This window comes from Kitasatospora sp. NPDC036755 (genome assembly GCF_040636595.1).
Taxonomy (GTDB): Bacteria; Actinomycetota; Actinomycetes; order Streptomycetales; family Streptomycetaceae; genus Kitasatospora.
In genome coordinates this window covers 1-14,969 of sequence record NZ_JBEZUT010000214.1, presented here as the reverse complement: position 1 = coordinate 14,969, position 14,969 = coordinate 1, and the positions used below count along the sequence as shown (strand labels likewise).

The window sequence follows — 14,969 nt, the reverse complement described above, 5'->3', positions numbered from 1 at the left end:
CGCTCGGACTGAAAGAGAGCTGATACCGCGTGAGTGCGAACCCCCTGCCGGAGCGGGAACCCGCCCTGCCCCCGAAGGCGCCGGACTCCGGGCCTGCACCTCGGCCTGCCGGCCCGCAGCAGGGCGAGCGCCAGCGGGTACGGCAGGCCGGTCGGCCGCAGCGCCTCGACCGCGGCGGCCCATCCCCGCGCGGTGTCCGCGCCCTCGGCGCGGGCCAGTTCGGCCTCCAGCAGCCGGGCCCAGCCGTGGTGCAGCGGCGCCCGGGGCCGCAGCTCGGCGGCGGCCGCGGCGATCGCCGCCAGCGTCCCGGGCCGGCCCGCCTCGGCCTGCGGCAGGCCCCGGCTGTCCGCCTCCACCGCGGCGGCCTCGGCCAGCAGCGGGTAGACGTCGGACTCGTTGCCCGTGCGGCCCTCCTCCGCGAGCGCGGCGAGCAGCTCGGCCCGGGCCTCCAGCGGCCGCCCGCCGTGGGCGGCGAGCCGGACGGCCAGCAGACTGATCGGCACGCTGTGCTGCACCTGGCCGCGGCTGTTGGCCGCCCGGGCCTGCGCGAGCATGGTCGCCGCCGTCGCGGGGTTCCCGTCCAGCAGGGCGAGGTCGCCGCGCATCCGGTCCAGGAACTCGGCGTGGGTGCCGGTCAGGCTGGGCAGTTCGTAGCGGGCCAGCACCTCGTTGGCCTCCCGGACCCGCCCGAGGTCGGCCAGCGCCTCGACCAGGTTGCCGGTCAGGATCGCGCCGATGTTGCGCAGCAGGCCGTTGCCGTCCGCGAACTCCAGCCCCTCCCGGGCCAGCCGGACGGCCTCCTCGGGCCGGCCCAGCCCGCGCTGCATGCTGGCCAGGTTGTTGATGCCGCGCAGCAGGAGGTCGGGCACGCCCAGCAGGCGGGCCCGCTCGACCGCGCCGGCGAGTTCGGCGAGCCCGCCCTCGGCGTCGCCCTGCACGTCGTAGCGCAGTCCGCCGAGGGTCATCCGGGCGTGCACCTCGACCGAGTGGGCGCCGACCTCCCGGGCGATCCGGATCGCCCGCTCGGCCAGCTCGATGTGTTCGGGCCCCGGGGTCTTGAGCATCGCCGACCCGGCGCTGAGCGCGAGCACCTCCGCCTGGACGGCGGACGGCGGCAGCCGCTCCACCAGCCGCAGCGCGTGGGCGATCTCCTCCTCGTCGCCGGACCGGCGCAGGCTGCCCAGCATCCGGGCCCGGTTGATCCGGAACCAGGCCGCGCGCACCGGGTGCTCGGTCTCGTCGACCAGCCGCGTCCCGCGCTTGGCGAGGCTCAGGCCGCGCTCGCGGTCGCCGCTGCGCCGGGCCGCGACCACCGCCTCGGCCAGCACGTCCTCCAGCTGGATGCGGTCGCCGTCCTCGTCGGCGGCGCCGTGGTCCCGGGAGCCGGGCGGGTAGGTCTCGGCCCAGTCGTACGGGCGGGTGTGCGCCAGCACCTCCTCGGAGACCAGGTCCCACAGCTCCAGGGCCCGCTCCAGCATGCCGAGTTGCTCGGCGAAGGCGTTGCGGCGGCGGGCCGCCCGGGCGGCGTCCAGGGCCGTCGGCAGGGCGCGGGCCGGATCGTGCGCGTGGTACCAGTAGTTGGCCAGCCGGGCGGCCAGCGCGTCGCCGGGGACCAGCTGCGGCTGGGCCTCCACCGCGAGCGCGAACTTCCGGTTGATCCGGTGCCGTTCGCCGGGCAGCAGGTCGTCCGAGACCGCTTCGCGGACCAGCGCGTGGCGGAACCGGTAGCCCTCGCCCTCGCTGTCCGGGCGCAGGATGTTGGCGCCGACGGCGACCCGCAGCGCCTCGATCAGCGCTTCCTCGTCGCCGCCCAGGACGGCGGACAGCAGGGCGTGTTCGACGTGCGAGCCGCCCTCGGCGGCGATCCGCACGACCCGCTGGGCCTCCTCGTCCAGGCCCTCGACCCGCACCAGCAGGATGTCCCGCAGCGAGTCGGTCAGCCCGGCGCCGAAGCCGTCCTCGGAGGCGGTGGCCAGTTCCTCGACGAAGAACGGGTTCCCTTCGGAGCGGCGGTGGATGCGGTCCACCAGCTGGCGGTCCGGGGTGGTGGTGCCGAGGATGCCGGCCAGCTGGGCGGCCACCTCGCGGCGGTCGAACCGCGCCAGCTCCAGCCGCTGGACGGTGCGCAGCCGTTCGAGCTCGGCCAGGAAGGGCCGCAGCGGGTGCCGGCGGTGGAGGTCGTCGGTGCGGTAGGTGGCGACCAGCAGCACCCGGGAGCGGTGCAGGGTGCGCACCAGGAAGGCGAGCAGCTCGCGGGTGGAGCGGTCGGACCAGTGCAGGTCCTCGACGGCGAGGACGAGGGTACGCTCCGCGCCGAGCCGTTCGAACAGCCTCGCGGTGTGCTCGAACAGCCGGGCCCGGCTGTACTCGTCGTTGGGTTCGCCGTCCACCTCGCCGAACTCGGAGAGCAGCAGGGCGAGATGGCCCTCGCTGCCGGCGGCGGCGGCCTCCAGCTCGGCGCCGAGCGAGCGGTGCAGCCTTCGCAGCGCGGCGGCCAGCGGCGCGTACGGCAGGCCCTCGGCGCCGACCTCCAGGCAGCTGCCGAGCGAGGTGACGGCCCCCTGGGCGGCGGCCCGCGCCAGGAACTCCTCCAGCAGCCGGGTCTTGCCGACCCCCGCTTCGCCGCCGATCAGGACGGCCTGCGGGTTGCCGGTGCCCGCACGGCGCAGCGCGTCGGTCAGCTCGGTGATCTCGCTGCCGCGGCCGACGAAGACGGGGCTGACCGATGTCTGCTGCATGGAGGCGAGCATGCCATAGCCGGTGGGGCCCGGCCGAGGGGATATCTCCCCAGGCGAACGGGGCGAAGGGCCCGAATGCCCGGAGGGGGAGACGCCCGTTCGCAGCGTCTCCCCCTCCAGGGTTCCTCCGGCACCGTCGGGGTGCCGCACCGTCAGCACTCGGGCCGACGCACGGGGCGCCGCTGGAAGCGGGCGGCCACCGGGCGCTGCCGCAGGCGGCGGGCCTCCTTGGCCTCGCGCACCAGGCGCTCGTGCTCGGCGCGGGCCACGAGCTCGTGGGCCTGTTGCTGGAAGGTCTGGTACTCGATCATTTCCGGTTCCCCCTGTGGGCCGCGTTCCGCTGTTTCCCTGACGAGTAAGAGCTTCCTCCGCCAGTGGGGGGTGCCGCATCGGGAGCGTTCCGCATCTTCCGGCGCCCGGATGCCTTAGATCGGGCGCAGATCGGCCGCCAGAAAAGGTTTAAGGCCCCATCCCACCCAGATACATAGGTGAGATGGGGCCTTAGGCCTTACTTAGAGGGCCTTAGATGCCTTAGGAGCCTTAGGAAGGCAGGCTTGACGGCCCTGGCTGTCGCCTCAGGCGGAGACGCCCAGCTTCTCCAGGATCAGGTCCTTGACGCGGGCCGCGTCGGCCTGGCCGCGGGTGGCCTTCATGACCGCCCCGACCAGCGCGCCCACGGCCTGGACCTTGCCGTCGCGGATCTTGGCGGCGATCGCCTCGTTCTCGGCGATGGCCTGGTCGACGGCGGCGCCCAGCGCGGAGTCGTCCGAGACCACGGCCAGGCCGCGCTTCTCGACGATCTCGTCCGGCTCGCCCTCGCCGGCCAGCACGCCCTCGATGACCTGGCGGGCCAGCTTGTCGTTCAGCTTGCCCTCGGCGACCAGCGCGGCGACCCGGGCGACCTGCGCCGGGGTGATCGGCTGCTCGGTCAGCTCGGTGCCGGTCTCGTTGGCGCGGCGGGCCAGCTCGCCCATCCACCACTTGCGGGCCTGGTCGGCCGGGGCACCGGCCGCGATGGTCTCCTGGATCGGCTCCACCGCACCGGCGTTGAGCACCGACTGCATGTCCTTGTCGGACAGGCCCCACTCGGCCTGCAGCCGGGCGCGGCGCACCCGCGGCAGCTCGGGCAGGGCGGCGCGCAGCTCCTCGACCCACGCGCGGGCGGGGGCCACCGGCACCAGGTCCGGCTCGGGGAAGTAGCGGTAGTCCTCGGCGTTGTCCTTGATCCGGCCCGAGGTCGTGGAGCCGTCCTCCTCGTGGAAGTGACGGGTCTCCTGGACGATGGTGCCGCCGTCGGTCAGGACGGTGGCGTGCCGCTGGATCTCGAACCGGGCGGCCCGCTCCACGCTGCGCAGCGAGTTGACGTTCTTGGTCTCCGAGCGGGTGCCGAACTTCTCGGTGCCGTTCGGACGCAGCGACAGGTTGACGTCGCAGCGCATCTGGCCCTTGTCCATGCGCGCCTCGGAGACGCCCAGCGACTTGATGACCTCGCGCAGCTCGGCCACGTACGCCTTGGCGACCTCGGGGGCGCGCTCACCGGCGCCGACGATCGGCTTGGTGACGATCTCGATCAGCGGGATGCCGGCCCGGTTGTAGTCGAGCAGCGAGTGGGTGGCGCCGTGGATGCGGCCGGTGGCCCCGCCGACGTGGCTGGACTTGCCGGTGTCCTCCTCCATGTGGGCGCGCTCGATCTCCACCCGGAAGGTCGTGCCGTCCTCCAGCTGCACGTCGAGGTAGCCGTTGAAGGCGATCGGCTCGTCGTACTGCGAGGTCTGGAAGTTCTTGGGCATGTCCGGGTAGAAGTAGTTCTTCCGCGCGAACCGGCACCACTCGGCGATCTCGCAGTTCAGCGCCAGGCCGATCTTGACCGCGGACTCCACGCCCACCGCGTTGACCACCGGCAGCGAACCCGGCAGACCCAGGCAGGTCGGGCAGGTCTGGCTGTTCGGCTCGGCACCCAGCTCGGTCGAGCAACCGCAGAACATCTTGGTCTTGGTGCCCAGCTCGACGTGGACCTCAAGGCCCATCACCGGGTCGTACGACGCGAGAGCGTCCTCGTAGGAGACCAGGTTCATGACGCTCACAGCGTCCCTTCTCACTTGAAGCTTGGGAGGTACGGGCCCGGCCGCCGCGGTCGCGCGGGGCCGGGCTGGGGCGTGTCCTGCGGGTCCTCGCCGGGTCCCAAACCCGCGGGACACGCCCTGGGCGCTCGGCTCAGCCCAGCAGCACGTCGTCGGAGCCCAGCCGGCGCAGCTCGCGCACCAGCAGGGCCGTGCCGGTGACCAGCGCGGCGGCACCGACCAGGGCGTTGACCAGCTTGAGGGTGTCGCTCTCCTCGCGGGCCTTGCGGACGTCCTTGGCGATGGAGATCGCGCCGAAGGCGCTGGTGCCGATGGACAGCCACAGACCGGGCTTGCTGTGCTTGAAGCCCTTGAGCGAAGCGGACTGGGACTTGGCCTTCTCGATCTTGCTCACAGTGCCGGTGCCTCCTCCAGCAGGGTGTGCCCCCACTTGTCGTTGAGTGCGGCCTCGACGGCGCCGCCCACGCGGTACAGGCGGTCGTCCGCCATCGCGGGAGCGATGATCTGGAGGCCGACCGGGAGATTGTCCTCCGGTGCCAGGCCGACCGGCAGCGACATGGCCGCGTTGCCCGCCAGGTTCGACGGAATCGTGCACAGGTCGGCCAGGTACATCGCCATCGGGTCGTCGGCGCGCTCGCCGATCGGGAAGGCGGTGGTCGGCGTGGTCGGCGAGACCAGGACGTCCACGCCCGCGAAGGCGGCGTCGAAGTCGCGCGAGATCAGCGTGCGGACCTTCTGGGCCGAGCCGTAGTAGGCGTCGTAGTAGCCCGAGGACAGCGCGTAGGTGCCCAGGATGATGCGGCGCTTGACCTCCGGGCCGAAGCCGGCCTCGCGGGTCAGGGCGGTGACCTCCTCGGCCGAGCGGCTGCCGTCGTCGCCGACCCGCAGGCCGTAGCGCATGGCGTCGAAGCGGGCCAGGTTGGAGGAGCACTCGCTGGGCGCGATCAGGTAGTACGCCGGCAGCGCCAGGGTGAAGGACGGGCAGGAGACCTCGACGACCTCGGCACCCAGCTCGCGCAGCAGCTCCACCGACTCGTCGAAGCGCTGCATCACGCCGGCCTGGTAGCCCTCGCCGGCGAACTCCTTGACGACGCCGATCCGCATGCCGCGGATGTCGCGCATCTTCGCGGCCTCGACCACGGCCGGGACCGGCGCGTCGATCGAGGTGGAGTCCAGCGGGTCGTGACCGGCGATGGCCTCGTGCAGCAGGGCCGCGTCCAGCACCGTGCGGGCGCACGGGCCGCCCTGGTCCAGGCTGCTGGAGAACGCCACCAGGCCGTAGCGGGACACCGAGCCGTAGGTCGGCTTGACGCCGACGGTGCCGGTGACGGCGCCGGGCTGGCGGATCGAGCCGCCGGTGTCGGTGCCGATCGCCAGCGGGGCCTCGTAGGCGGCCAGCGCGGCGGCCGAACCGCCGCCGGAGCCACCGGGGATGCGGGAGAGGTCCCACGGGTTGCCGGTCACGCCGTAGGCGGAGTTCTCGGTGGAGGAGCCCATCGCGAACTCGTCCATGTTGGTCTTGCCGAGGATGACCACGTCGGCGTCCTTGAGACGGCTGGTCAGCGTGGCGTCGTACGGCGGGATCCAGCCCTCGAGCATCTTCGAGCCACAGGTGGTCGGGATGCCCTTGGTGGTGAAGACGTCCTTGAGCGCGAGCGGGACGCCGGCCAGCGGGCCCAGCTCCTCGCCCTTGGCGCGCTTCTCGTCGACGGCCCTGGCCGCGGCCAGCGCGCCCTCGGTGTCGACGTGCAGGAAGGCGTTGACCTTCTTGTCGACCGCGTCGATGCGGTCCAGGTGGGCCTGCGCGACCTCGACGGCGGACACCTCGCCCTTGGCGATGGCACCCGCGGTCTCGGCGGCGGTGAAACGGATCAGTTCGGTCATCTCGGTCAGTCCTCCCCGAGGATCTGCGGCACACGGAAACGCTGCTCCTCGGCGGCGGGGGCGCCGGACAGCGCCTGCTCCGGAGTGAGCGACGGCCGCACCTCGTCCGCACGCATGACGTTGGTCAGCGGCAGCGGGTGGGAGGTCGGCGGGACGTCCTGTCCGGCGACCTCGGAAACGCGGGCGACCGCGCCGATGATCACGTCGAGCTGCTCGGCGAAGTGGTCCAGCTCTTCGGGCTTCAGCTCAAGACGCGACAGCCGGGCGAGGTGGGCGACCTCCTCGCGCGTGATGCCAGGCATGCAGCGATCCTCAGGGTGAGTTCTGGTGAGACCCGGCGGTGCCTTGCGGGCGGTGCCGGGCCCGGGCAGGAGCAGCCGGGTTCGGCGCTCCGTCCTCGTGGTCTTTGGACCCCATCCTATGGGGCCCGGCCCACGCCCCGGCCAACGAGTGAGCCGCGGCGCCCGTCACCCGTGTCCGTCACCGCTCCCGGCGGGCCTACTGGGGCCGGGTGCGGGCCCAGCCCTGCGGCTTGATCTCCCGGTGCGCGGCCTGCACCACCTGGGCCACCGGCGGCAGCGTGGGCGGGATGACCGGCGGCCGGACCGGCGGGAGCGTCGGCGGCAGCACCGGCGGGCGGACCGGCGGCCGGGCCGGCGGGGCGATCGGCTTGGCGCCCTGGACCGGCTGGAAGCCCGCGTGCAGCTGGGGCGGCACGCCGAGCCGCTCCACCGGCGGGGCGCCGGTGCGGTGCACCCGCAGCCAGGCGGTGGCCTGCTCGGCCGGCAGCGCGGCCGACACCAGCCAGCCCTGGACGGCGTCCACGCCCATGCAGTGCAGCCGTTCCCAGGTCTCGTCGTCCTCGACGCCCTCCGCGACCACGGTCAGGCCCAGCGAGTGGGCGAGTTCCACGGAGCAGCGGACCACCGCCGCGTCGTGGTCGTCGGCGACCATCCGGGAGACGAAGGAGCGGTCGATCTTCAGCTCGCCGACCGGCAGGCTGCGCAGCCGCACCAGCGAGGAGTGCCCGGTGCCGAAGTCGTCCAGGGACATCCCGACGCCGTAGCCGCGCAGTTCGGCCAGGGTGTCGGCGGCCCGCCGGGAGTCGTCCAGCAGCAGCCGCTCGGTGATCTCCAGCTGGAGCGCGTGGGCCGGCACCTGGTGGCGCACGAGATGGCCGGCCACCCGCTGGGCGAAGCCGGGGTTGAGCACGTCGCGCGGCGAGACGTTGACCGCGACCTGCACCTGGAGGCCCTGGTCGCGCCAGTAGGCGAGCTGGCCGACGGCCGCCTCCAGCACGTAGTCGGTGAGCCGGGGCATCAGGCCGCTGGACTCGGCGAGCCCGACGAACTCGTCCGGCGAGACCTTCCCCTGACCGGGCCGTTCCCAGCGCAGCAGCGCCTCCAGGCCGACCACCCGGCCGTCGAAGGCCACCTTCGGCTGGTAGTGCAGCTGCACCTCGCCGGTCTCCAGCGCCCGGCGCAGGTCCCCCAGCAGCCCGATCCGGTACGGCGTGTCGGCGTCCTGGGTCTCGTCGTACTGGGCGACGCCGCAGCACCCGCGCTGGGCGTGGCCCATCGCGACGTCGGCGCGGCGCAGCAGCGACTCGGCGTCCTGGGCGTGCTGCGGGTAGACGCAGACGCCGGCGCTGGCCTCCAGGACGAGCAGCAGCCCGTCCAGCCGGATCGGGGCGGCCAGTTCGGCGATCAGCGCCTTGGCGACCCGCTCCAGGCTGTCCGGGCAGTTGATGCCGGGCAGCAGGACGGCGAACTCGTCGCCGCCCATCCGGGCCACCATCGGGCGGCCGCGGCGGTAGTGCCGGGGCAGGCCGGCGAAGACGTCGTCGATGGACTCCCGGGTGGCGCTGCCGGCCGGGCCGCCGGAGCGCAGGGCCCGGTGCAGCCGGCGGGCGATGTGAACCAGCAGCCGGTCACCGGCCGTATGACCGAGTGTGTCGTTGAGTGATCGGAAGCGATCGAGATCGAGCAGGATGAGACCGACGCTGTAGCCCTGCTGACACTGTGCGATCGCCTCCTGGGCGGCCAACAGCAGGGCCTGACGGTTGGGCAGATCCGTCAGCGGGTCGGTCAGCTGGTCGCGGGCGCGGTCCCGGGCGATCCGCCAGGCCGCCACCAGCACCGCCAGGGGCACGGCGAACAGCGGCAGCAACTCGGGCTCGTACCGGTAGACCAGGACGGCCAGCGGGATGAGCGGCGCGGCTCCGGCCAGCAACACGCCGAGCAGCAGGACCGCCCCCGCCACCCCCTGCGGCGGGCGTGTGGGCGCACCGCCGGTCGTACGATCCATAAGCCCTGTCCTCCGTCGGGCCCGCCCCGTCAGGCCGCCTTACGGTGAGGCACCGTGCCGGTACCGACAGCTGCCGGGCATGGAGCGACCCCGAGGAGCACCGGCCCAGCCGGTGCCCCCACCCCTGCTGACACTCTGTTGCGCTCCAGGGTATGTCGGGGTCCACCCGGTGGGCAGACTTTCGGACAACCGGAAACGCGCCACCGCGCCGGGGTGTCGCACAGTGACACAATGCCCGCTTTCACCGTGCGGCACCCGGTGACGCCGCATCAGGACGATAACAACCCCGATCCGGTCGTCGGCCGCTCGGGTCGGCCCGGGATCAGCCCTCGACGGGCTCCTCCTGCGCCCCTCCGGCCCCCTCCGGCTCCGGAAGCCCCAGGTGGGCCCGGGCGGCGGCCGGCCCGTCGGCGAGCAGGACGGTGAACCCGGCGTCGTCCAGGACCGGCAGGCCGAGCTGAACAGCCTTGTCGTACTTGGACCCGGGGTTGTCACCGGCGACCACAAAATCGGTCTTCTTCGAAACCGAACCGGTCACCTTCGCTCCGCGCGAGGTCAGCGCCTCCTTGGCGCCGTCCCGGGTGTGGCCCGCCAGGGTGCCCGTCACCACGACGGTCAGCCCCTCCAGCGGGCGCTCCGCCTCCTCCTCGTCCGCGAACTCCTCGGTGAAGCGGACACCGGCCTCCTTCCAGCTCCTGAGGATCTCCCGGTGCCACTCCTCCGCGTGCCACTCCCTGATCGAGCGGGCGATGATCGGGCCGACCCCCTCGACGGCCGCCAACTGCTCCTCGCTCGCCTCGAAGATCTTCTCCAGGTCGCGGAACTCCCGGGCCAGCGCCTGCGCGGCGACCGGGCCCACGTGCCGGATCGACAGACCGTTGACGAACCTCCAGAGCGGCCGCTCCTTCGCCGCGTCCAGGTTGTCGATCAGGGCCTGGAGCGACTTCTTCGGCTCGCCCTTGGTGGTGGCGAAGAAGAAGACCTCCTTCTCCTTGCCCGTCCGGTCGTCCAGCTTCGGCATGCCGGTCTTCGGGTCCCGGACCAGCACCTTGATCGGCAGCAGCTTCTCCTGCGTCAGCCCGAAGATGTCGGCCTCGTTCTTCACCGGTGCCTCGGCCGGCTCCAGCGGCTGGGTCAGCGCGGTGGCCGCGACGTAGCCGAGCCCCTCCACGTCCAGGCACTGCCGGCCGCCGAGAAAGGCGATCCGCTCCCGGATCTGGGCCGGACACAACCGCGCGTTGGGGCAGCGCAGATCGATGTCCCCCTCGGCCATCGGGCGCAGCTCGCTGCCGCACTCCGGGCAGTGCGAGGGCATCACGAAGGCCTGCTCGGTGCCGTCCCGCAGGTCGTACACCGGGCCGAGGATCTCCGGGATGACGTCGCCGGCCTTGCGCAGCACGATGGTGTCGCCGAGCAGCACGTCCTTGACCTTGACGACGTCCTGGTTGTGCAGCGTCGCGTACTGCACCATCGAGCCGGCCACCTTCACCGGCTCGGCCAGCACCGCGTACGGGGTGGCCCGGCCGGTGCGGCCGATGCCGACCTTGATCTCCGCCAGCTTGCCGGTGACCTCCTCCGGCGGGTACTTCCAGGCGATCGCCCAGCGCGGGGACTTCGAGGTGGCGCCGAGCCGGCCCTGCAGGGCGATCTCGTCCACCTTGACGACCACGCCGTCGATCTCGTGCTCGACCGAGTGCCGCTGCTCGCCGAAGTGCTTGATGAACGCCCGCACCTCGGCGAGCGTCCCCACCACCTTGTTGTGCCGGGCGGTGGGCAGGCCCCAGTCGTGCAGCAGCTGGTAGGCGTGCGACTGGTTGTCGATGTCGAAGCCGACCCGGGCGCCGATGCCGTGCACCACCATGTGCAGCGGGCGGGAGGCGGTGACGTGCGGGTCCTTCTGGCGCAGCGAACCGGCGGCGGCGTTGCGGGGGTTCATGAACAGCCGGATCATCGACCGGGGGCGCTTGCCCTCCTTGGCGCGCTCCTCGTTCTCCTGCCGGCGGCGCTCGTTCTCCTCCGCGAAGGAGGCGTTGAGCGCGTCGAAGGCCTCGGTCGGGAAGTAGACCTCGCCGCGGATCTCGACCAGCTCGGGGATGTTCTCGCCCTTGAGCCGGTGCGGGATCTCCTTGATGGTGCGGACGTTGGGGGTGATGTCCTCGCCGACCCGACCGTCGCCGCGCGTCGCCGCCTGCGTCAACTGGCCGTTCTCGTACGTGAGGTTGACGGCCAGGCCGTCCACCTTGAGCTCGCACAGGTAGTGGTAGTCGATGCCGTGCAGCTCGGTGGCGACCCGGTCCGCCCAGGCGGCCAGCTCCTCGTCGTCCATCGCGTTGTCCAGGCTGAGCAGCCGCTCGCGGTGCTCGACCTCGGCGAACAGCGCGGTGGGAGCGCCGCCGACCCGCTGACTCGGCGAGTCCGGGGTGACCAGGGCCGGGTGCTCGGCCTCGATCCCCTCCAGCTCCCGCATCAGCGCGTCGAACTCGGCGTCGCTGACGATCGGCGCGTCCTGCTGGTAGTACCGGGCCCGGTGGTCGGTGATCTCCTGCGCCAGCTCGGCGTGCCGCCTGCGCACCTCCGCCGGGACGTCCTCCCAGCCCTCGACAGCCGTCACCGCAAGCCCTCCTACGTTCTCATTCCGGGTTGTCCACCAGGCTCTGCGCCGCCCGCACCGCGGACGACAGCGCCCCGCGCGCGTACGCCGGGGACGCCCCGGCCAGCCCGCAGGTCGGCGTCACGAGCACACGGCGGCCCAGCAGCTCCGGGGCGAACCCGAGCCTGCGCCACAAGGTCCTGACACCCTGGACACTACCGGCAGGGTCGGACACTGCCTGGTCAGTGGAGGGGACGACACCAGCGAGGATCATCGTGCCGCCCTCCACGGCCTCCCCCAGGTCGTCGTCCTGGCGCTCGGAGAGGAGCGAGAAGTCCAGGGAGATCCCGGCCACCCCGGCCCGGCGCAGCAGCGGCACCGGCACGTCCGGCGCGCACGAGTGCACCACCACCGGCGCGTCCAGGCTCCGGACCACCTCCCGCAGCACCTCCTCGGCGACCTGCCGGTCCACCGAACGCAGCCGCTGGAAACCGCTGGCCGTCTTCACCGACCCGGCCAGCACGGCGGGCAGCGAGGGCTCGTCCAGCTGCAGCACCACCTCCGCACCGGGCACCCGCCTGCGGACGTCCGCGAGGTGCCGACGCAGCCCCTCCGCGAGCGAACCCGCGATGTCCCGGCAGGCGCCGGGATCGGAGAGCGCCTTCTCCCCGTGCCTGAGCTCGATGCTCGCCGCCAGCGTCCACGGGCCGACCGCCTGGACCTTCAGCGCGCCCTGGTAGCCCTGGGTGAACTCCTCCAGCGCGTCCAGGTCCTCGCCGAGCCAGGAGTGGGCCCGCCGGGTGTCCCGGCCGGGACGGTCGGTGAACCGCCAGCCGCTCGGCTCGGTCTGCGCGAACAACTCGACCAGCAGACCGGCGCCGCGGCCGATCATGTCCGCCCCCGGCCCGCGGGCGGGCAGCTCGGGCAGGAACGGCAGGTGCTCCAGGGCCCCGGTGGAGGTCTTGGCTGCCTCCCGGGCGTCGGTACCGGGCAGCGAACCGACGCCGGTGGCGGCGCCGCGCAGGTCGGGGAAGGGAAGTGGGGTGCTCACCCGCCCGAGCCTACTCAGCCGGACGGCCCCGGTGCCGAGCGCGGGGCTCGGCACCGGGGCCGTCGGGGTGGGGCGGGGATCAGTAGGACTGGTAGCCGAACAGGTCGACGACCAGGTGCAGCGGGGCGCCGCTGGCGTTGTAGAAGGAGATCCTGCCGTCCTTCACCGGAACGACTACCTGGTTCGCGATGGTCTCCCCCGACAGGAAGTTCAGGTTCGAGGCGTTCGGCGCCGCGTCCCCGTGCGGGTAGACGGTCAGGTGCCCGTCGGTGCCCGGCTCGGTGACCGTCACGTTCAGGGTCACCGCCGCGACGCTCGGCGAGACGTTGATCGGGATGTCCTGGGTGCCCCAGGCCGGGACGGTGCCCACAGGACGGGTCTCCCACGGCCACTCGGGCCATCGGGTGATCTGCCGGGTGTCGAGGATCCGAACCGGCCCGGTCGGCCGGTAAGTGACCTTGCCCTCGGTCGCGTAGTAGCCCGCCAGATCGGCGATCAGGTGGACGGTGCCGCCGGATGCGTTGTAGAACGACACCTTGCCGTCCTTGACCGGCACCGTCACCAGGTTCGGAATCGACCGCCCGGCAGGCCAGTTCAGGTTCGACGAGCTCGGAGCAACATCACCGTGCGGATACACCGTCAGGTGCCCGTCGGCCTGCGGCTCCGTCACCGTCACGTTCATCGTCACCGCCGTCACACCCGACGCCGGAACCCCCGCCACACCGGTGACCGGAAGGTCTACGGTGCCCCAGGCCGGAACCGCCCGCGCCGCCGGAACACCGATCGGCGCCCGGGTGTCCAGCAGCCGCGTCGGGCCTTGAGCGTGAAAAAGCGAACCCTTCGGGTCGTTGCTGTAGTAGCCCGCCAGGTCCGCGATCAGGTGCACCGTGCCGCCGGAGGCGTTGTAGAACGACACCTTGCCGTTCCGCACCGGTACCGTCACCTGGTTCGCGATCGTCTGCCCGGCCGACCAGTTGAGGCTCGACGAGTTCGGCACCGACGAAGCGTTCGGGTACACGGTCAGGTGCCCGTCCTGCTGCGGATCGGTGACCGTCACGTTCATCGTCACTGCATCGAGACCGCTCGCCGGCACACCGGCCACACCCTCCAGCTGGAGATCGACTATGCCGCCCGCCGGAACCGTCTGAGCCGCAGGGACACCGATCGCCGCGCGAGTGTCCAGCAGACGTGTCGGACCGGACGGGGTGAAGGTGCTACCGACGTCCGTCCGCTCGATCGCGCCGCGGTCACGGATACCGCTGTCGGTACCGATGTTGACAGTGAGTGGGTCGTCCACTGCGGCGGCACCGCTGACATCGGTCGACAGCATGCCCGGGGCGGTCTCGTCCGCCGAGTCGATCCTGTGGTCGACCGGTGCAAGCGGGCCCCTCGGCCCATACACGGACTCGACGAAGTCGTGCGCTCCCTGACCAGTGGCCGTGGTGAACGCCTGCTGGCTCGGATAGGTGGCCCCTCCCCAGTTGTAGGCCACCCCACCGCTGCCACCCGGGTTGATCAAATTGTAGTCGGCCTTGGTACCCACCATGGCGTCCGCCGCGATGGTGAGCCCCGTGGAGGCAGCCGGATCTGAGCACCGGTCCCACGGTTCGGTCACCACGTTGTTCTCGACCACCGCACCGGACGAAGCGCCGTCCAGAACGATCCCCGCAGAGCACACCGGTTCGACCGTGTTCGCCACCACGACGGTGTTTGGGGCATCCCTGACTACGATGCCGGCCAGCCCACCGGCACTGACGTTCCGGAACACGTTGGTGGTCAGGACAGTCCCGGTTGAACCTCCGTCGACCTGAACCGCCGGGCCATACCCGTACTTGTACTCGCTCCGAGCCCAGGTGACCTTGTCGGAGGCATTGGTGATCCGGACTCCGCTGCCCCAGACCGCGACGTTCGTGAACGAGACGTCGTGCCCGCCGTCGACCACCACAGCGGGACTCAGAGTGCTGTGCACCGCCAGATTCTCGAACCGCAGGTGGCTGGCTCCCTTGACCACGATGGTGTTGTCCCAGTTGCCCGGACCGCCGAGGAGCTGGACGCCACCGTTCCTGCTACGGAAGGTGATCGGGGCCTCAGCGGTCCCGGAACGAGTCAAGGCCAACGCGGTGTCACGGTATTCGGCCGCAGCGATCTCGACTGTCTGACCTGGTTGAGCGGCAGCGGCCGCCGCACTCACTGTGCAGTACGGCGCCGCCTGGGTACCGGTGCCGCTGTCGGTGCAGTGGGCGTAGCCGGCGTTGTTGACGTAGAGCGTGCCGCCCGCCGCGGCCGCGGTGCCCGCGGCGGCGGCCGGCAGGCCGACC

At 72.2% G+C, this 14,969-nt stretch carries 10 protein-coding genes; all 10 read right to left on the bottom strand.

From position 1 onward, the window contains the following. Positions 1 to 2,738, bottom strand: a 2,738-nt coding sequence (locus AB0E96_RS27410) for an AAA family ATPase (protein ID WP_359828170.1), incomplete at its 3' end; no start/stop codon positions are given. A gap of 152 nt (positions 2,739 to 2,890) precedes the next feature. Beyond that, positions 2,891 to 3,049, bottom strand: a complete 159-nt coding sequence (locus AB0E96_RS27405) for a hypothetical protein (protein ID WP_158077676.1) — start codon at positions 3,047 to 3,049, stop codon at positions 2,891 to 2,893. A 264-nt stretch (positions 3,050 to 3,313) separates the two neighbouring features. Then, entirely contained in the window at positions 3,314 to 4,822 is a 1,509-nt protein-coding gene (gene gatB / locus AB0E96_RS27400) for an Asp-tRNA(Asn)/Glu-tRNA(Gln) amidotransferase subunit GatB (protein ID WP_359828168.1), read from the bottom strand. A gap of 130 nt (positions 4,823 to 4,952) precedes the next feature. Beyond that, positions 4,953 to 5,213 (bottom strand): hypothetical protein, encoded by a 261-nt coding sequence (locus AB0E96_RS27395; protein ID WP_359828166.1) that lies wholly within the window; start codon positions 5,211 to 5,213, stop codon positions 4,953 to 4,955. Then, positions 5,210 to 6,703: an Asp-tRNA(Asn)/Glu-tRNA(Gln) amidotransferase subunit GatA gene (gene gatA, locus AB0E96_RS27390; RefSeq protein ID WP_359828164.1), complete on the bottom strand. Its 1,494-nt coding sequence runs from the start codon at positions 6,701 to 6,703 to the stop codon at positions 5,210 to 5,212. The genes AB0E96_RS27395 and gatA overlap by 4 nt, the downstream gene beginning before the upstream one ends. Positions 6,704 to 6,708: 5 nt before the next feature. Next, positions 6,709 to 7,005 (bottom strand): Asp-tRNA(Asn)/Glu-tRNA(Gln) amidotransferase subunit GatC, encoded by a 297-nt coding sequence (gatC, locus tag AB0E96_RS27385; protein WP_030057414.1) that lies wholly within the window; start codon positions 7,003 to 7,005, stop codon positions 6,709 to 6,711. A gap of 196 nt (positions 7,006 to 7,201) precedes the next feature. After that, positions 7,202 to 9,010: a bifunctional diguanylate cyclase/phosphodiesterase gene (locus AB0E96_RS27380; RefSeq protein ID WP_359828162.1), complete on the bottom strand. Its 1,809-nt coding sequence runs from the start codon at positions 9,008 to 9,010 to the stop codon at positions 7,202 to 7,204. 322 nt (positions 9,011 to 9,332) lie between these two features. Continuing rightward, the gene (ligA, locus tag AB0E96_RS27375; protein WP_359828161.1) at positions 9,333 to 11,621 is read right to left on the bottom strand and encodes an NAD-dependent DNA ligase LigA; all 2,289 of its coding nucleotides are present in this window, start codon (positions 11,619 to 11,621) and stop codon (positions 9,333 to 9,335) included. A 19-nt stretch (positions 11,622 to 11,640) separates the two neighbouring features. Further along, on the bottom strand, positions 11,641 to 12,651 hold the full coding sequence (locus AB0E96_RS27370; protein WP_359828159.1) for a methionine synthase: 1,011 nt from the start codon (positions 12,649 to 12,651) through the stop codon (positions 11,641 to 11,643). Positions 12,652 to 12,730: 79 nt separating this feature from the next. Further along, on the bottom strand, positions 12,731 to 14,969 hold a 2,239-nt coding region (locus AB0E96_RS27365; RefSeq protein WP_359828158.1), incomplete at its 5' end, for a right-handed parallel beta-helix repeat-containing protein.